18 protein-coding genes are annotated in these 17,974 nt (G+C 66.1%); 11 read left to right on the forward strand and 7 right to left on the reverse strand.

The window, feature by feature from the left end; translation table 11 throughout:
• Positions 1-81 precede the first annotated feature (81 nt).
• Complete coding sequence (locus OR16_RS25680) at positions 82-1,158, forward strand: 4-alpha-glucanotransferase (protein WP_006161206.1); 1,077 nt, start codon at positions 82-84, stop codon at positions 1,156-1,158.
• Positions 1,159-3,786, forward strand: a complete 2,628-nt coding sequence (gene treY / locus OR16_RS25685; protein WP_006161207.1) for a malto-oligosyltrehalose synthase — start codon at positions 1,159-1,161, stop codon at positions 3,784-3,786.
• A gap of 120 nt (positions 3,787-3,906) precedes the next feature.
• Here the strand turns inward: treY and OR16_RS44170 are convergent, their stop codons facing one another.
• On the reverse strand, positions 3,907-4,161 hold the full coding sequence (locus OR16_RS44170) for a hypothetical protein (RefSeq protein WP_158001387.1): 255 nt from the start codon (positions 4,159-4,161) through the stop codon (positions 3,907-3,909).
• A gap of 363 nt (positions 4,162-4,524) precedes the next feature.
• Between OR16_RS44170 and OR16_RS25695 the strand changes: the two genes are divergently transcribed.
• Positions 4,525-4,971 (forward strand): BON domain-containing protein, encoded by a 447-nt coding sequence (locus tag OR16_RS25695; RefSeq protein ID WP_006161209.1) that lies wholly within the window; start codon positions 4,525-4,527, stop codon positions 4,969-4,971.
• Positions 4,972-5,201: 230 nt separating this feature from the next.
• Positions 5,202-5,495: a hypothetical protein gene (locus tag OR16_RS40030; RefSeq protein ID WP_050983113.1), complete on the forward strand. Its 294-nt coding sequence runs from the start codon at positions 5,202-5,204 to the stop codon at positions 5,493-5,495.
• A 36-nt stretch (positions 5,496-5,531) separates the two neighbouring features.
• On the opposite strand, the gene OR16_RS25705 is transcribed toward OR16_RS40030, so the two are convergent.
• Positions 5,532-6,110, reverse strand: a complete 579-nt coding sequence (locus OR16_RS25705; protein ID WP_006161210.1) for an NnrU family protein — start codon at positions 6,108-6,110, stop codon at positions 5,532-5,534.
• Between the two features lie 188 nt (positions 6,111-6,298).
• Positions 6,299-6,763: a cupin domain-containing protein gene (locus tag OR16_RS25710; protein ID WP_043421102.1), complete on the reverse strand. Its 465-nt coding sequence runs from the start codon at positions 6,761-6,763 to the stop codon at positions 6,299-6,301.
• A 373-nt stretch (positions 6,764-7,136) separates the two neighbouring features.
• Here OR16_RS25710 and OR16_RS25715 point away from each other — a divergent pair, with 373 nt between their 5' ends.
• Positions 7,137-7,913 carry a membrane protein gene (locus OR16_RS25715; protein WP_006161212.1) on the forward strand — a complete coding sequence of 259 codons (777 nt, stop codon included), beginning with the start codon at positions 7,137-7,139 and terminating at the stop codon, positions 7,911-7,913.
• Positions 7,914-8,028: 115 nt separating this feature from the next.
• Here the strand turns inward: OR16_RS25715 and OR16_RS25720 are convergent, their stop codons facing one another.
• Positions 8,029-8,559, reverse strand: a complete 531-nt coding sequence (locus OR16_RS25720; protein ID WP_006161213.1) for a flavodoxin family protein — start codon at positions 8,557-8,559, stop codon at positions 8,029-8,031.
• A gap of 177 nt (positions 8,560-8,736) precedes the next feature.
• Positions 8,737-9,216, reverse strand: a complete 480-nt coding sequence (locus tag OR16_RS25725; RefSeq protein ID WP_006161214.1) for a universal stress protein — start codon at positions 9,214-9,216, stop codon at positions 8,737-8,739.
• Positions 9,217-9,672: 456 nt separating this feature from the next.
• On the opposite strand from OR16_RS25725, the gene OR16_RS25735 reads away from it, so the two are divergent.
• Complete coding sequence (locus OR16_RS25735; protein WP_006161216.1) at positions 9,673-10,701, forward strand: AraC family transcriptional regulator; 1,029 nt, start codon at positions 9,673-9,675, stop codon at positions 10,699-10,701.
• A 105-nt stretch (positions 10,702-10,806) separates the two neighbouring features.
• Here the strand turns inward: OR16_RS25735 and OR16_RS25740 are convergent, their stop codons facing one another.
• Positions 10,807-11,583 carry a serine hydrolase domain-containing protein gene (locus tag OR16_RS25740; RefSeq protein ID WP_006161217.1) on the reverse strand — a complete coding sequence of 259 codons (777 nt, stop codon included), beginning with the start codon at positions 11,581-11,583 and terminating at the stop codon, positions 10,807-10,809.
• A gap of 18 nt (positions 11,584-11,601) precedes the next feature.
• Entirely contained in the window at positions 11,602-12,318 is a 717-nt protein-coding gene (locus tag OR16_RS25745) for a GntR family transcriptional regulator (protein WP_006161220.1), read from the reverse strand.
• 175 nt (positions 12,319-12,493) lie between these two features.
• Here OR16_RS25745 and OR16_RS25750 point away from each other — a divergent pair, with 175 nt between their 5' ends.
• From OR16_RS25750 to OR16_RS25765, 5 genes are read left to right on the forward strand one after another with little or no spacing between them, the layout of a single operon-like run.
• Positions 12,494-13,978: a GMC family oxidoreductase gene (locus OR16_RS25750; RefSeq protein WP_006161222.1), complete on the forward strand. Its 1,485-nt coding sequence runs from the start codon at positions 12,494-12,496 to the stop codon at positions 13,976-13,978.
• 15 nt (positions 13,979-13,993) lie between these two features.
• The gene (locus OR16_RS44175; protein ID WP_158001388.1) at positions 13,994-14,143 is read left to right on the forward strand and encodes a hypothetical protein; all 150 of its coding nucleotides are present in this window, start codon (positions 13,994-13,996) and stop codon (positions 14,141-14,143) included.
• Positions 14,140-15,456: a hypothetical protein gene (locus OR16_RS25755; protein ID WP_237717222.1), complete on the forward strand. Its 1,317-nt coding sequence runs from the start codon at positions 14,140-14,142 to the stop codon at positions 15,454-15,456. Before OR16_RS44175 ends, OR16_RS25755 begins: the two co-directional genes overlap by 4 nt.
• Positions 15,457-15,489: 33 nt before the next feature.
• The gene (locus tag OR16_RS25760; protein WP_006161224.1) at positions 15,490-16,401 is read left to right on the forward strand and encodes a TauD/TfdA dioxygenase family protein; all 912 of its coding nucleotides are present in this window, start codon (positions 15,490-15,492) and stop codon (positions 16,399-16,401) included.
• 43 nt (positions 16,402-16,444) lie between these two features.
• Positions 16,445-17,866 carry an aldehyde dehydrogenase family protein gene (locus OR16_RS25765; RefSeq protein WP_006161226.1) on the forward strand — a complete coding sequence of 474 codons (1,422 nt, stop codon included), beginning with the start codon at positions 16,445-16,447 and terminating at the stop codon, positions 17,864-17,866.
• The last annotated feature ends 108 nt before the right edge of the window (positions 17,867-17,974 follow it).

Below are 17,974 nucleotides of genomic sequence, written 5' to 3' on the forward strand. Positions count from 1 at the left end.
TGCCGTGAGCTACCACGCCTTCGCGCAGTGGCTGGCGGCGGACGGGCTGGCCGCGCCCAGCATGCGGCGCGAGGCGCAGGCATGGCGATCGGCCTGATCGCCGACCTCGCGGTCGGTACCGACGCGGGTGGCAGCCACGCCTGGGCGCGCCAAGATGAAATCCTGCCAGGCGTCTGCGCCGGCGCTCCGCCCGACCAGTACAACCCGATGGGCCAGGACTGGGGGATTTCCGTGTTCTCGCCGCGCGCGCTGCGCCGGCGGGGCTTCGGTGCCGTCATCGAGATGCTGCGCGCCAACCTGGCTCAGGTGGGCGGCCTGCGCATCGACCATGCGCTGGGTTTGGCGCGCATGTGGCTGGTGCCCGATAGTGCGCCGCCCGCCGCAGGCGCCTACCTGCGCTTCCCGTTCGATGACCTGCAGCGGCTGATCGCGCTGGAATCCTGGCGGCACCGCGCCGTCATCATCGGCGAGAACCTCGGCACCGTGCCGGCGACCTTCAACGCCAGCCTGGCCGCGCGCGGCATGCTCGGCATCGACGTGCTGTGGTTCGAGCGCGAGCGCGACAGTGTGCCGGCCGATGCCGGGGACGCAACGGCGCAAGCCACCACCTCCGCTACCTCCGCCGCTCCGCCCGTGCCCGCCTTCCTGCCACCCGAGCGCTGGCCGCCCGAGGCGGTGGCCACCACGACCACCCATGACCTGCCCACGGTGGCCGGCTGGTGGGCCGGCCGCGACATCATCTGGCGCGCGCGCCTGGGCCAGCTTGGCGCCGACGAAACCGAGTCCGGCGCCCTGGCCGCGCGTGCCCGCGAGCGCGCAGCGCTATGGCAGGCGCTGAGCGCCGCCGGCCTGGCGCGTGGACCAGAACCCAGCCTCGACCATCCACCACTTGAAGCCATCCTGGCCTGGCTCGGGCGCGCCCGCACGCCGCTGCGCCTGGTACCGTTGGAAGACCTGCTGGGCGCCGGCGAGCAGCCCAACCTGCCCGGCACGGTGTCGGGCCACCCCAACTGGCAACGCCGGCTCGACGCCGACGTGCGTACGCTGTTTTCCGACCCGTCGGTGCGCCGGCGCATTGCCGCGCTGGGCAGTGCGAGCACCGGCGGACATGGCGCACCGGCGGATCGAATCCCCGATAACCCGGAAGAGAGGCACTAAATGTCCCAAGCCTGCCTGCCGCCCCGCGCCACGGCTCGCCTGCAGCTGCACGCCGGCTTCACCTTCGGGCACGCTGCCGAGCAGGTCGATTACTACGCGGCACTCGGTGTCAGCCATCTTTACCTCTCGCCGATCTTCAGCGCGCGCCCGGGCTCGACCCACGGCTACGACGTCACCGATTTCCGCGCCATCAATCCCGAGCTGGGTGGCGAGGCCGGCTTCTACCGATTTGCCGAACGCGCCCGCGAACACAGCCTGGGGCTGGTGCTGGACATCGTGCCCAACCACATGGCGGCCAGTGCCGATCACAACCCCTGGTGGCGCGATGTGCTGGCGCGGGGCGAGCAAAGTGCCTACGCCCATCACTTCGATATCGACTGGCATTCGTCCGACCCGGACCTGCACGGACGCGTGCTGCTGCCCATCCTGGGCAAGCCGTACTGGGAGGCGCTGTGCGGCGGTGAGCTGACACTGCGCATCGATGCGCGGGCGGGCCAGCCGGTCGTGTGCTACGGCGAACATGCACTGCCGCTGGCGGACGAAACGTTCGATCCCGCCACGGCTGCGAGCCTGCCGGCCCGGCTCGACGGGCACGATGCCGCAGGCCGCGCCCGCCTGCACGCACTGCTGGAGCAACAGCACTACCGGCTGGCCTGGTGGGCGACGGCCGCCGACGAGCTGAACTGGCGGCGCTTTTTCGAGATCAGCGAGCTGGTAGGCATGCGGGTGGAACAGCTGTCGGTATTCGAAGCGATCCACGGGCTGGTGTTGCAGTTGTTTCGCGAGGGCTGGATCGACGGCGTGCGGGTAGATCACGTGGACGGCCTGGCCGATCCGGCGGCCTACTGCAAGCGGCTGCGTGCCCACCTTACCGCGCTCGCGCCCGACCGGCCGCCCGCGCGCGCCATCGCGTGCCCGTGGCTGGTGATCGAGAAGATCCTGGCAGAGCGGGAGACGCTGCGCGCCGACTGGCTGGTGGACGGCACCACCGGCTACGACTTCATGAACGAAGTGGCCTGCGTGCTGCACGACGGCGCAGGTACTGCCGCGCTCACAGCGCTCTGGCAGGAGATGAGCGGCGATACGCGCCACGTCCAAGCACAGGTGGAGTCGGCCCGCAGCCGTATGCTCAGCCATCACCTGGTCACCGAGTACGAAGGCGCTTGCCGCCGTCTGCATGCTTGCGCGCGCAGCGAGCCTGCCAGCCGCGACCTGACGCTGGCCAGCCTGCGGCGCGCGCTGGCGGCGCTGCTGGCGCCGCTGCAGGTCTATCGCACCTACTTCAGCGAGCGCGTACCGACCCGCGAGGACAAGGCGGCGCTGCAGCACGCTGCCGACGCCGCGCGCGCCAGGCTGGCCGCCACCGACCTGCCGGCGCTGGCACGCTTGCTGTCATGGCTGGCAGACCCGGCCGGCGACAGCATGGCGCTGCGCGAGGCGCGCACGCGCGTGCAGCAGTTGATGCCGCCGCTGGCCGCCAAGGCCACCGAGGACACCGTCTTCTACCGCTACGGCCGCTTGCTTTCGCGCAACGAGGTGGGCAGCAACCCCGCCACGCTGGCCGTGCCGCCCGAGGACTTCCACGCGCGCATGGCACAGCGCGCGCAGGCCTGGCCGAATGCCATGCTTGCCACCGCCACCCACGACCACAAGCGCGGCGAGGATGCGCGCATGCGCCTGGCGGTGCTGAGCGAGCTGCCCGAAGCGTGGGCCGAAGCCGTCAGGCTGTGGGAGATGCGGTGCCGGCCCTTGCTGGCGCGCTTGCCGTGCGGGCCCGACGGCGCAGACCGGTTGATGCTGTACCAGACGCTGGCCGGAGCCTGGCCAGCCGGACTGGAGCCGGGCCACGCGCAGGGCGTATCGGCGTTCCTTGCCCGCATGCAAGCCTGGCAGTTGAAATCGATCCGGGAAGCCAAGCGGCACGGCAGTTGGACCAGTCCCGACATCGCCTATGAGCAAGGCTGCGCCGCCTTTCTCGATGCGCTCGGCGCCGACACCTCCGCGGGCGGAGTGCTAGGGCAGATCGCCCGGTTTGCCCGCAGCATCGCCGTGCCCGGCGCCATCAACAGCCTGACGCAGACCCTGGTGCAACTGACAGCGCCCGGCGTGCCCGACCGCTACCAGGGCACCGAGGGCTGGGATCTCAGCCTGGTCGATCCCGACAACCGCCGCCCGGTGGATTTCGAAGCGCTGCGCGCCCAGTTGGCCGACACATCCGGGTGGCCCGAATGGCTCGCCAACTGGCACGACGGCCGCCTCAAGTTGCAACTGATCCGCAGCGTGCTGGCTGCGCGGCGCGTCAATGCCCGATTGTTCGCCGCGGGCGACTATTGCCCAATCGCGCTGGTCGGACCGCTCGCCGTGCACGCGCTTGCCTTCGGGCGCCGCCATGGACAGGAGCAAGCACTGGTGGTCGGCACGCGACTGGCCGCGCGCCTGAGCGAGAGAGACCGACCAATGCTGGCGCCCGCGCAATGGCGCGACACCGCACTTCAGGTGGCGCACCGGCTGAACAGTCGCTGGGTGGAGGTACTGACCAATCGGCCGCTGGTCGCGCGCGAAGGCCGCCTAGCCTTGGCCGAGGTGCTGGAAATGCTGCCGGTGGCGCTGCTGCTACGCACTGCGTGAGAGCGCGACGTAACCCGAAGTCCGGATCGCGAACCTCCCGAGTGCGTCAAGTGCGTCAAGTGCATCAAGTGCGCGTGGCAGCACCGCGTGTTGCTGCCACACGCACCCGGATAGCTGCCTTTACGGCTGACGTTGGCCCCCTTGATGGCCCTGTTGACCACCCTGTTGACCACCCTGTTGACCACCCTGTTGCGAGCCACCGCGGACTTGCTGTTGCTGCTGGCCCTGGCCCTTGTCCTGGTTGCCCATCTGGCCGCCACCTTGCTGCCTCTTGTCCTGGTAGCTACCTTGCTGGCCAGCGCGCTGGCCGGATTGCGACTGGTCTTGCTGCTTCTGGCCCGATTGCGATTGGCCCGGTTGCTGTTGCTGTCCCATTACCGTCTCCATGACGCGGCGGACTTGCCGCATTACCGTAGTCGCAATCGGCATACCAGCCTCGCGTCGTCCCGCTGTTGCCTCGGATAGCGCATGCCGGTGCGCGGAAGCGGCGTTGGCTTCATCTGTACGCTGGCCGGAATTACAAACCCTTGCTCCGAATTACACGCTTATCGATGTATCGAGGGAGTGGCATTCACGGCAGTTCACCACCGCTTAGGGCTTCTGCCAGCAGGTACGCTCCTTGCGGCTCACGTTCCTGCGGTTTACGAGAACTCGTGGTTGCGATGCAGGCATCGCCCGCAAGTCACCTCGCGTTGCGCCGCATGGCGAACCGTCTGATCACACTATCAGGAGAGAGTGATGAACATTCCTGCACGAACCTTGCGCATGACCTTTGTTGCTGCAGCACTGGCGGCGGCTGCCGGTGGCGCGTTTGCGCTCGATACCGGCGGCTTCATGCGCGTCGCTACAGACACCACCATGGGTGTGTCACCTAACTCTGCCCCGGGCATGCCTGGCCGCGCCGAGGGTGACCGCGACCAGCAGCCCGCGGCCACCACTGACATGAGTGCCGACAAGGCCAAGCAAAGCGTCAGCGATAGCACCGTCACCTCCAAGGTGAAGGCCAAGCTGCTTGTCACCAAGGAGCTGAAGTCCACGGGCATTCACGTGAAGACCAAGAACGGCACGGTCAACCTGAGTGGTTCGGTGCCGACGCAGGAACAACATCAGCTCGCCGTAGATGCCACGCGTAGCGTCAACGGTGTGAGTTCGGTGAACGACGAACTGAAGGTGTTGTCGCAATAGCGATTGCGTCTGCCGGCCCGCTGGTGCTGCTTGCGGGCTTGCGCGCACCTGGCCCCGGTGGCGTCTCGTCTATGTTTCACGGATAGGGCTCGGGATAGATCAACTTGGCATGACTTCTCCAGCAGAGAGCATCCCGTGGCAGCCGTGCAACGTTAGGGTCGGGCTTTCCCAATTGCCTTATCAGTGCACTACTGTGGAAGTTCTTGGGCGTCAGGAAGTACGGAAATTCCATGCACAACAACAAGATGATCGAGGCAGGGGTACGGGTAGGGCGACTAGTGACGCTGGGGCCGCAATACAAGTTGGGTGATGCCTATGTCTGCGACTGCCGATGCGATTGTGGCAAGCTCAAGACGATCCGGGCCAACAACCTCCGGAGTGGCGCAACCAAGTCGTGCGGCTGCCTGCTGAAGGAGTTGAGAGAAGGCGCTATGCGATCCAGCGCCAACCAGCGCCAACCCGGTGCATGCTCGCTGGTCGCCGGCATCGCCCGAGAGGATCAGGTAGCGGCCTATGGCCCATGATTGCGAATGTTGCCCGTGGCGGAGGCGTCGGAACGCCTAGCCGAACGGAGCTGCGCCGATCCAGCGGGCGTGAATCCAGAATGCGAATACCGCCCAAGCGCCGATCCCCGCAGCTAGCGTGAGCAAATCACCGGAGGTGGTTTCCACTGGGTACGTTACGCCCAAACGGCGATCGCGACGCCGTGAAACCACGAAGTCGGCGACTGCCCAAATTAGAAAGGTGCCGAACAACACAAGATCATGCAGCATGCCGGTCGCAAGCAGATGGCCAAACGCCCACACCTTGACTCCCGCAAGCATCGGATGGCCGATCGCGGCTTTCAGCCGGTTTCTAGGCACATAGGCAGCGGCGAACAAGATGAACGCAGCGAGTGTGAGCAGTGCGTTCAAGTGACGTAGCCACACCGCCGGTGCGTACAGCGGCACCGGCTGTTGGCGCGCCTGGCCAAAGCCCCACACGATGAGGACGAACCCTGCAATCGACACGAGCGAGTAGAGGCCCTTCCAGGCATTTCCTCCGACCTTTGATATCTGACGAGTACGCCAGTCGTCAGCGAAGATCCGCACCGAGTGCACCCCAAGAAAGATCGCAAGGCCGACTATCAATATCGCCATGACCGAAACTCCAGGAAGAGTTGCACTGCGAAGCATTCCGGCGAGCGCCTACCATAGCTGGCGGCGACCTCATCACATCGGCAACGCTGAACTGAACGCACCCCCGCCCAGCGTTCACTATGCCGGTTGTCCGAGATCGAATTCTTCCATATCGTCGCCGCGATGCGGTCTCGGTTCCTTTCAGCGCCTCACGGCACCAGCTGGATGTCGCCCGGGGCCTGTGGCGGCAGCTTGATCGCGAGGACCTTGAATTCGCCGCTGGTCGGTACGGATCCAGCATGAACCGTGCCTTTAGGGATAACGATCAGGTCGCCGGCATGGACTTGGCGCTGCTCGCTCCCCAACCAGAACGTGCCGCTTCCCGAGATGACGTACTGGATTTCATCGGAGCCCATATGCGTGTGCTTGGGCACGTTGCCGGCCTGCACCGCGATGGTTCCAGACGGCGTCGCGACTAGGCTCTTTGTACGCAACGTCCCCAAGTTCGGCACCTGTGCGCCGATATCGGCATCGGTCATGGCCGACAGGTCTAGGATCTGCGCCGATATCGTCGGTGGCGGCGTCTGAGCCCCTGCCGGCGTGGTCAGGTGGGATGCAAAAAGGCCGCAAGCAAATGCGGCCGGAATAGCTGCAAGAGAGACATAGCGACGCATGGTCTTTTCTCCTTTCGTTTGTCTGCGCGTGTTGTGTAACGCAACAGCGGCCCGGCAGCGCAGTGTTTCCGTCGAATTGTCGCACCGGCGAACAGCTTGTGTATCACTAGGGGAAACCCTGCGGATGGTTTCTGCAAGCACCTGCCGCTTAGAACGCGCGTGTTTATTGATTTCCTCGTCGATACGTTTCGCGAGCAGCGGCTCGCGGTACGGTTTGATGGTCGTTGACCGCTGCTGCCACGCGGCGCTTGACCCCATCCTCTGCGCCACAACGCGGCCTTAATGCTGCCTTAATCCAGCATGAACTAGTATCTGGCAATCCTTGCGCTGGCAGGAGCCTGCCGCGCCAAGCCCAACATCGAAGGAGCTCAACATGACTGCACGTCCCAGCTACGAGCCCAGCGCCGCTGCGGTTAGCAAAGTGCCGGAAGTTACACTGGCATTCTGGCTGATCAAGATCGCCGCGACCACCCTCGGGGAGACCGGCGGCGATGCGCTGTCCATGACGATGGGACTAGGCTACCTGGTCAGCACAGCGATCTTCGCGGCGGTGTTCCTGGTGGCAGTCTACGCCCAGGTGCGCGCCAAGCGCTTCCAACCGCTGCTGTACTGGACCACCATCGTGGCCACCACCATGGTCGGCACGACACTGGCGGACTTCGCCGACCGCTCGCTCGGCGTCGGCTACGCCGGCGGATCCACGCTGCTCTCGCTAATGCTGCTGCTGTCGCTGGTGTTGTGGTATCGCTGGCTTGGCACGGTCTCGGTCGGCAGCGTGCATTCGCCGCGTGCCGAGTTGTGCTACTGGGTCACCATCATGTTCTCGCAGACGCTCGGCACGGCGCTGGGAGACTGGACTGCCGACACGGCTGGGATGGGCTACGTTGGCGGCATGGCGATCTTCGGCTCGCTGCTGGCATTGCTTGCCCTGGCCTACTACCGCACGCGCATCTCGCGCACGCTGCTGTTCTGGGCGGCCTTCATCCTGACGCGCCCGCTCGGAGCCGTGGTGGGCGATTTCCTGGACAAGCCAATGCAATCCGGCGGGCTTGCATTGGGGCGTTTCAGTGCTTCGGCAGCGCTGCTAGGCTTCATGGCGCTTTGCCTCCTGCTGATGCCGCAGCGGGCCGCTGCCCGGGCCCAACACTAGCTGCCTGGGGCAAGCCGCCCGTGCTACTGTCCACCCTGCCCGCCGCTTTCCTGCAAAACCAGGCCGAGCATTGCGCGCAACGGGCGCAGGCCTGGAGGCGTCTCGCCGCACCCGCTCAGGCTTCTCTCGGCGATAGCCATGCGGGCCGCTGCGCAACGACGGCCCGCCCGTTTGCGGCGTCCACCTGCTCGGCAAACGCGCGCAGGTCCTGCAGCGCGGCCCCGCTGGCCACATCGCCCTGGCGCAGCGCAAGGACCGGCGATGGCGGCTCCGTGGCCAGGCGGGCGATTTCCTCTGCCCCTTTGAAAGCACCTTGCCGGGCCATCACGCAGATCACCGATGTCTTGCAGCACAATGGCATGCTGTCACGCAGGAAGCTGCGCATGGGCGCGGCCAGGTGGCCGACCCAGATGGGCGCGACGATGACAAGCCGCTGGCACTCGTCCACTGCCGGGCCGGCGTAGCGGTAGCCCACATGCCGCTGCAACAGGATATCCAGTACGCAGCGCGCATCGCCCCGCAAGCCGGCGCGGCTGCTCAGGTCGCTGACTTCCGCCAGCGGCCAGCCGGTATGCGCCGCCAGCGCTTGCGCGGCCTGGCGCGCCGTGCCGGTGCGCGAGTAATAAACGATCAGGATCTTTTCCATCGATAGCTCCTCGGCTCTCGATCCGGGTTATCCGCGTGCCGACCAGCGACAGGTTGATCATGATGCTGGCGCATGCCATGACATGCCTGTACGAATTGAAAGCCTGCCTCCAGTCCGGGAAGCGCCTGGATCCAGCCATTGACCCCGCTCAATCGAACTGCCCCGCCGATGCCAGCCTCAAGCCGGCTTTGCTGCGGCGCTCCCCCTGGCCGGGGGCGCATGCACCAACAGTACAGGCTGCTGGCATTGCCGGACCAGCGCCTCGGCTACGCTGCCCATCAGCAGGCGCCGCACGCCGCGCCGTCCATGCGTACCCAGCACCAGCAACTCCGCGCCGGTCTGCTGCGCCACCTGCTCGATCGCGTTGGCGACGTCGCCCAGCGCCAGTGCCTCATCCACCATCAGCGTCGCGCATGCCACCCCTTGCGCCGCGGCTTTTGCCCTGGCTTCGTCCAGCAGGATCTGCCCGCCTTCGAGCAGGCTGGCACGCAGGTCTGTCAGGTCGATGTAGCCCACCTCGTACCTGAGGTAGCTGTTATCAATCACATGCACCACGGTGAGTTCCGAGCCCATCGCAGCAGCCAGGCGCAAAGCCTCCACCAGCGCCCGATCGGCGGATTCGCTGCCATCCACGGCAACCAGTATCTTGCTGTACATCTTGTACCTCCCGCTTAAAGGATAGGCGTCACGGCTTGCAGTGCTTCCAGTTTGTACGCCTGGGCAAGCGCGGTGTTGATGCAGATCATGGCCTTCGCCGGCGGGCCAGGTTGGCGTGATCGATCCTGTACCGCCGGAAGCAAACGCTGCGCAACATGCGTGGCGGCGGCGTGGCCAGCCGTCGCCTCCGCCTGGACGGCAAAAGCCATCGAGATCCGCCTGCCTGGCGTGCCGCGGTCCGGCCTGCCCGAAGCCGCCCTCTAGCCTCCGCCGCCCGGACAGGATATGCTTTGCTCCGCAAGATAGCGCGCACGGGGCGGGCTAGCGCTCAACACGAAATCCCCCAGCCGGGCGGGCCAAATCTGGACGGAACTCAGCGATGCGCACCCATGCACGAACCACCCCTTGCCCGCGTGTATGCCGCTAAGCCGATTGTTGTTGCCACCAGAGCCGCCGATGCTGGCACCGGGCATCGTGCACAGCAGTTTCAGCGTGCGAGGCGATGCCAGTCACAGCTTGCTGGCCTGGCAAGAGCGGATGAGTCCGGTCTATGACATCCGGCCTGCCCAGGCGCATGGCGAGGAGACGTTCGATGCCTCGATGTCGCGCTACTCGATCGACGACCTGAGCTTCTTCGACATCCGTACCGGCCCCAACGTGGCCGAGCGCTCGTTGGCACGCGTGTCGACAGAGAATATTCGCGACATTACCTTCAGCTTGTTCCTGGAAGGCGCGCCAGCGCAGTTCCTGGGCGGCAAGCAAGGGCTCGAAGCACCGCGCAACCCCGGCGTGCCAAGCCTCCTCGCGCTGGACATGGACCAGCCGTGCACCATCCGGAGTTTTCATGGCCGCATGCTGCTCTTCTTTGTGCCGCGCGTACTAGTGGAGGCGGCATTCCCCGATGCCGCCTCTCTGCATGGCCGCATGGTTGAGGCCACCACGCCCCTGATGCGCGTGCTGATCTCGCATCTGGTGGCACTGAATCGGCAAATCGTCGGCCTGGGCAAAGACGAAGCCGATCGCTCTTTTCGCACCGCGATCGACCTGCTGGCCGCGGTGTTCGGCCGCCAAGCGGGTCTTTCCGGCAATGCTCGCGCGGCGGTACGGGCCGCTGTGTACGGGCAAGTGCGGCGCTATGTCGAGGCCAACCTGCACGATCCCGGCCTGTCCCCGGAAAGCGTGCTGCAATCGCTGCATTTATCGCGCGCCAGCGTGTACCGTCTATTCCTGCATGAAGGTGGCCTGGCCGCCTATATCCGCAGCCGCAGGCTGCGAGCGGCGGCCGACGAGCTGGTCCGCTTTCCCGATCTGGCGGTGCAGGACATCGCCTCGGGGCTTGGTTTCAACAACGCATCGAGCTTTACACGCGCATTCCGCCGTGCCTACGACATCGCGCCGCAGGCATTGCATGGGTATGCCCCGTTGCTCCGGCGCGAAGCTGGGCAGAACCGGCATGCTTCCTGGCCCGCCGCCGCTTGGCGCTAACCGCCGGGACGATATGCGCCCCCCCCTGCCGCAGCGCGGCGCCGGCGCTTTAGAACCTGCGCCGGCACAACGGTGACGCGCGTCCGTCTGCGCCCGCACCCTCATCTACTCGCTGACCCCCTGCGCAAGCCAGCGAACCGCCGGATGTTCTCCAGGCACCGCCTCGCGGGTGGCATCCTCCATCAACCGCAGGCCGGTATTGCTATTGGTGAGCAGCACAACGCCCGACTGTTGCTCGGTGCTGCCCATCACGAATGCCCTCACGCCCTGCATCTTGCCCCACTGGAAGAACGTGCCCCGGCTGGGTTCGATGCCCCACCCCAGCCCCCAGCCTATGTCCGGCTCCGTGGCAGATGGCGCGCCATCCAGGTAGACGATCTCCCCCTTTGGCACCATGACGCTTGCGCTCAGCCATTGCTTCCAGGTGGATGCCCTGAGCCCGTCCCCCCTGAGCACGGCGGCGACAAACGCACCGTAGTTTCCGGCGGTGGTCAGCAATGAATAGGATGCGCTCGCCGCCGGCGGGCGATGCACGTCGAGCCGCTCGACGGCTTCATGCGGGCTGGCGGCATTGCCGAGAAATCGATCCTGCCACGCCAGGCTCGATGAACGCATCCCGAGCGGCTCGAACACCAGCCGCCGCAGGATCGCCTCCAGGGTTTCCCCTGTTCTTGCCTCAACGGCGGACTGCAGGAAAGTGAATCCCAGACTGGAGTAGCTGAACCATGCGCCAGGAGGAAAGTACACGCGCGGCGGATTCTTGTCGCGCAGGTTCTGCAGGCCGCAGGTATGCGTGAGCACGTGGCGCATGGTGATGCGCGCCGAGGCCGCATCGTCCGGCACGATCGGTTGGGTCCAGCGCGAAAGCGGTTCATTAGCCATGCTCGAACCCACCCAGCGCTAGCGTGTCACCCTCGCCTTGTGCGAATAGCGGTCACCCCGGAAAAGCAGTTCCGAAGTACAGACCGCGTTGCCGCGGATATCGATCGGGGTAGCCCGCACGCGTAGCAGCGGGGTCCCGTCCGCGACGCCCAGGCGCCGCGCCACGTCGCCAGCGGCAGGAATTGCCGAGCTCTCGGTATCGACCGCCGTCAGCCGGTAACCCAGCCGGCTTTCAAGGATCGACATGACGTCATTGGTTTCAAGGTCTTCCTTCACCAGCGCGCGGATCAGCGCCTCGTCCCCGATGATCATGAAGATGGCCGCCGGCGCGTTATCCGCCATCCGGAGCGTCGTGGCGCAAAGCACTGTGTCTCCCGTGTTCAGGCCCAGGGCTTGCACGGCGAATGCTGGCGCCTTGATCTTGCGCACCGAGGCCAGCTTACCGTAGGCCAGCCGCCCGCGCGAGCGCGTCGCCTCATAGAAACCGGTTATCGGACCCAGGTTCGAGGTCTCGGCGGGCCGGGTGACGAAGCTGCCCTTGCCGTTGACTTTCTCGATCAGGCCGCTGGCATGCAGCCCTGCCAGCGACTGACGGACCGTGATGCGGCTGACCGCAAACTCCGCCATCAGTGCCGACTCCGACGGCAGCTTGGCGCCCGGGCCTAGCTCGTTGTCGACGATGCGCTGGCGCAGTTCTTCTTCGATCTGCCTGAATCTGGGCTGAGGAGCGGTCAAGGTCTGGGTCCTTATTGTTTCGGCAGGTGCTTTTGGATCGCCGATCCTGGCGTTTCCGGGATTATACCTATCATGATAGGCTACCCATTTTTTACGTTTACCTGTTATAACAGGTTGAAGTAACACCGAAGCTGAAGACACCAGCGAGCATCGCATCACGAGACGAGAGAATGGCATGAGCAATGCAGCAAAACCTCCCCACCGGCAATCCCCCGCCGCGGAATATGACTACCTCGTCGTCGGCGCCGGCTCGGCCGGCTGCGCCCTTGCGGCACGCCTGGCGGAGGACCCGGCCGTCACCGTGGCATTGCTGGAGGCGGGCCCTGACGATCATCACTACAGCGTCTGGACGCCGCTCGCCCTGGCGGCCGTGGTGCCCAAGCCTGGGCCGCGCAATTACGCTTACCGCACCGTGGCGCAGGCGGGCCTCGGCGGGCGGCGCTCCTACCAGCCGCGTGGCCGGGGACTGGGTGGCAGTTCGTCGATCAACGGCATGGTCTACATCCGCGGCCACCGCCACGACTACGACGATTGGGAGCGCCTGGGCTGCACGGGCTGGGGCTTCGACGACGTCCTGCCCTACTTCCGCCGCAGCGAGCGCAACCAGCGCTTGAGCGACGCGCACCATGGCAGCGATGGCCCGCTGCACGTCAGCGACCTGCGCACGCCCAACCCCTTCTCGCAACGTTTCGTCGCCGCGGCCGTGCAGGCCGGCGTGCCGCTGAATGTCGATTTCAATGGCGCGCAACAGGAAGGCGCCGGCCTGTACCAGGTCACGCAGCGCAACGGCGAACGCTGGAACAGCGCGCGTGCCTACCTGCATGGCGGCAATGCCGCCGATACCGGCCTGAACGGCGGGCGCAGGGGCCTGACCGTGCTGACCGAGACGCAAGCCCTGCGCGTGGTCTTCGAGGGCAAGCGCGCCACCGGGGTGCACGTATCCCGCGCGGGCGCCGAGCAGACCCTGCGCGCACGGCGCGAAGTCATCCTGAGCAGCGGCGCCTTCAATTCCCCCCAGTTGCTGCTGGCCTCGGGCATCGGCCCTGCATCGCACCTGTGCGGCCACGGCATCGCCGTGATCCACGACTTGCCCGGTGTCGGTGAAAACCTGCAGGATCACCTCGACATCACCGTTTGCCAGCAAGTCCGCACGACCGACCTGTTCGGCTACAGCCTGGGGGGCGTGTTCCGGATGCTCTCGGAGATCCGTCGCTACCGGCGCGATCGCACCGGCATGGTCAGCTCGAACCTCGCCGAGGCGGGCGCCTTCATCAAGAGCCGCCCCGGTCTCGCCGAGCCAGACCTGCAGCTGCATTTCATGCCCGGACTCTCGCCCACCCACACCGGACTGAGCCGGCGCGAGCTGAAACATGGCTTTACCGGCCTCGCCTGCGTGCTGCGCCCACAGAGCCGCGGACACGTGCGCCTGGAGTCCGCCGACACGCGCGATGCGCCGCTGATCGACCCGCGATTCCTGTCGGCCGAAGCGGACATGGCCGGCATGGTGGCAGGGGTCAGGGCACTGCGCCGCATCTTCTCGCAGCAAGCGCTGGCGGGCGCGGGCGGCACCGAGTTGCTCACCGGCGCGTTCGGCGCCGGTGCGCCGGCCATCATGATCGGCGAGAAGGCCGCGGACCTGATCCGCGCCGCCAATCGATAAGCAGCAGGTGAACCGATGAAACTGAAAGCCAACAAGATGAAACCGAGCCCCTTGATCGCGGCGATGACGCTCGCGGCACTCAGTGCCGCCACCCATGCCGCGAACCCTGCCGGCCCCGTTGCCCAACCCCTACCTTGCAGCGCCGCGAACAAGCCGCGGCCGTGAAGAGGTTCCTCGATGCCGGTGACGAGCAGGGCCTGCTCGCCTACATGAAATCGCAGCCGAACCGCACCTTGACGCTGGCGGAAGATCAGGTCGCCAACGGTGCGGTCTATTCGGTACTGGGCCGTGACGACGCCTTTTACGGTTGTAGCGGCCGCCAGGTCTTCCGTATCGACCAGGAGGATCCGAAAGAAGCCAGCTCCGGGATGAAGGCGCCGCGCGCCATCACGCTGCCGGCCGCCCTGTTCGACAATGCCAAGGCGGCGAGCGGCACGCGTAGCCCCGCCGACATCCTGTTCGGCATGGGCATGTCCTACAACGGCTACCTGGTCGTCAATACGCTGGGCGGCAAGGTCATCACCCTGGACCGCGACACGCTGGAAGTGATCGACGCCTTCACCGTGGCGGGCAAGGATGAGCTGTTCATGAACAGCTTCGCCACCGGCCCCGAGGCCAACGGCGGCGCCCTGTACGTCGCCTCCAATACAACCATGTACCGCCTGGTGGTGGACAAGGACGGCAAGATCCGCAGCGACGAGGCCAGCGGCGCATGGCAGTCGCCCTACGATCGCGGCGTGCGCATGCCGGCGCCGAAGATCGGCGACGGCACCGGCTCGACGCCGACCCTGATGGGCTTCGGCCCGCATGAGGACAAGCTGGTCGTCATCACCGACGGCGCCAGGAAGATGCGCCTGGTGGCGTTCTGGCGGGACAACATCCCCGCGGGCTGGAAGCAGAAGCCCGGCACGCTATCGCCGCGCATCGCCGATCAGGCGCAGCTCGACATGGGGCCGGAGCAGGAGTCGGTGCAGTCGGAGCAATCGGTAGCCGGTTTCGGCGACTATGCCTTCGTGGTGAACAACATCCCCAACGGGAGCGCGCCCCAGCTCAGCCACTCCGGCACCTTTGCCAGCCTGGTCAACGGCGCCACCCGCCCTGGCCCCGCCGGCGTTGCCGCCCTCAAGTGGCAGCAGAAGACACATGCCTGGAAGACGCAATGGGTACGCACCGACGTGTCCTCGATCTCGATCGTGCCCATGATCAGCGGCGCCGGCCGCATGGCGATCATCGACGGGTATTTCACCGGCAAATGGAATGATCGCTACCACATCGGCATGGATCTCGACACCGGCCAGACGGTAATGACAATCCGTACCGGCAGCGACCCGACCTTCAATGGCTTTTATTCGCCCATCAAGATAGATCCGCAGGGCCATATCTTCTACAGCGGGGCATTCGGCCTGATGCGCCTGGACACCGCGAAGATGCGCCGCGTTCCCGTCGCGAGGCAGATCAGCACGGCACAGGGCGACTGACTCGCGCAATCCCTTTGAGAGAGGAGACACAAGATGCATGCTGCCGTTACCGTTACCGCTACCAGTACTGCAACCAAGGCCACGGACACCGAAGCCTGGCCCTTCAGCGTCAGACGGGCCACCCCTACCATCGGCGCCGAGATCGGCGGCATCGATCTGCGCGCTGCGCTTGACGACGCCACCTATTGCGCCCTGCGCCGCGCGCTGGTGAAGTTCAAGGTGCTGTTCTTCCGCGACCAGGACATCACGCCAGCCCAGCACGTGGCCGTGGCGCGGCGCTTTGGCGAGCTGGAGGTCCATCCCATGATCGGCCACCATCCGCACCATCCGGAACTGGTGGTGTTTGGCCGCGGCGACGGCAAGCGCGGCCGCGAGAACCTCTATCACTCCGACGTCTCATGGCGCGAAACCCCCTCGATGGGATCGATGCTGCGCTGCGTGGAGACGCCCGAGGTGGGCGGCGACACTATCTGGGTCAATATGGCGGCAGCCTATGCCAACCTGCCGGAGGACGTGAAGGCGCGCATCGCCCGGCTCCAGGGCGTGCACGACGCGATGCCCACCTTCGGCCAGGCCCTTGCCGACGACCAGTACGCGATCATGCGCGCGAAATACCCGCCGGCGGTCCACCCGGTGGTCCGCACGCATCCCGAGTCCGGCGAGAAGATCCTGTATGTCAACGAAGGCTTCACCACCCATCTCGCCAACTACGCCAAGGAACAACCCTACCGTATCGGCTCCGACTTCCGGCTGGCGGAGATGGACCTGCTGCAGTATCTCTTCCGCCAGGCCGCCGCGCCTGAATACCAGGTCCGCCTGAAATGGCAGCGCAACACCATTGCCTTCTGGGACAACCGCTCCACCCAGCACTACGCAGTACAAGACTATTTCCCGGCGGTCCGGCACATGATGCGCGCCACTGTCATCGGCGACCGGCCGGTCTGAACCATGGCGCGGCCGTACCTCTCGGATACCCAAGGAGAACCCCATGAAGCTGCTCAACAAGTTCTATATCAACGGCCACTGGGCCGAGCCATCCGCCGGCAGCACGCTGGTGGACATCATCGATCCGGCCACCGAAGCGCCGGCCGGCAAGCTGGCAATGGGCACGGCGGCGGATGTCGACGCGGCCGTTGCGGCAGCGCGCGCTGCCTTCCCCGCGTGGTCAACATCGAGCCGGGAAGCGCGGATCGCCCTGCTGGAACGCGTGATCGAATGCTACCGTGCCCGCCTGGGCGATATTGCCCAGGCCGTGCGTGCCGAGATCGGTGCGCCCATCACGCTGTGCAATAGCCTGCAGGCCCCAATCGGGCTGGCGCAGCTCGAGGCTGCACTGGAAACGCTGCGCCATTTCGAATTCGAGACTCCCCACGCCAAGAGCTATGTGCGGCGCGAAGCGATCGGCGTCGCGGCGCTGATCACGCCCTGGAACTGGCCGCTGAACCAGATCACGGCCAAGGTCGCGCCGGCGCTGGCCGCGGGTTGCACGGTGGTGCTCAAGCCGTCCGAGATCTCGCCGCTGGACGCCATCATCTTTGCCGAGATCATGCACGCGGCAGGCACCCCACCCGGCGTATTCAACATGATCTACGGCGAAGGCCGCACCGTGGGCACCGCCCTGTCCACCCACCCCGACGTGGACATGGTGTCGATCACCGGCTCCACCCGCGCCGGCGTGGAAGTGGCCATGAGCGCCGCACCCACCGTCAAGCGGGTCGCGCAGGAGCTCGGCGGCAAGTCCGCACTGCTCATCCTCGACGATGCCGACCTGCAGGCCGCGGTGACCAGCGGCGTGGCGCAGTGCATGGCCAACTCCGGCCAGACCTGCGTGGCGCCAACCCGCATGCTAGTACCGCGCGAACGCTATGAAGAGGCGGTCACCGTTGCCGCGGCGGTTGCCAACGCGGTCGTCGTGGGCGACCCGGCTGACCCGGCCACCAAGATGGGCCCGATCTCCAATCGTGGGCAATTCGAGAAGGTGCAGCGCATGATCGCCATCGGCATCGAGGAAGGTGCGCGCCTGGTGGCGGGCGGCCCCGGCCGTCCCGACGGCCTGGCACGCGGCTTCTATGCCCGGCCCACCGTCTTCGCCGATGTGCGCAACGACATGGTCATCGCGCGCGAGGAAATCTTCGGGCCGGTGCTGGTGATGATCCCGTATGACGGCGAAGAGCAGGCCATCGCCATTGCCAACGACACCGTGTTCGGCCTGGCCGGCTACATCGCATCGGGCAGCCCCGAGCGCGCGCGCCGCGTGGCGGCGCGGCTGCGCGTGGGATCGGTGCGGATCAATGGCGCCATGCTGGATATCACGGTGCCGTTTGGCGGCTACAAGACATCGGGCAACGGGCGGGAGTATGGTGCCGAGGGGCTTGCCGAGTTCCTGGAGTACAAGTCGGTGACGGGCTGAAGACGCGGGCTGAAGACGCGGGCTAAAGAGCAAAATTGCAGCTGAATGGCTGCTGGTTTCCTCCCCTCTGCCATGAATTGGGAGGGGAGGAAACCACAAGCACCGGAA

Origin of the sequence: Cupriavidus basilensis OR16 (assembly GCF_000243095.1) — a bacterium.
GTDB lineage: Bacteria > Pseudomonadota > Gammaproteobacteria > Burkholderiales > Burkholderiaceae > Cupriavidus > Cupriavidus basilensis_D.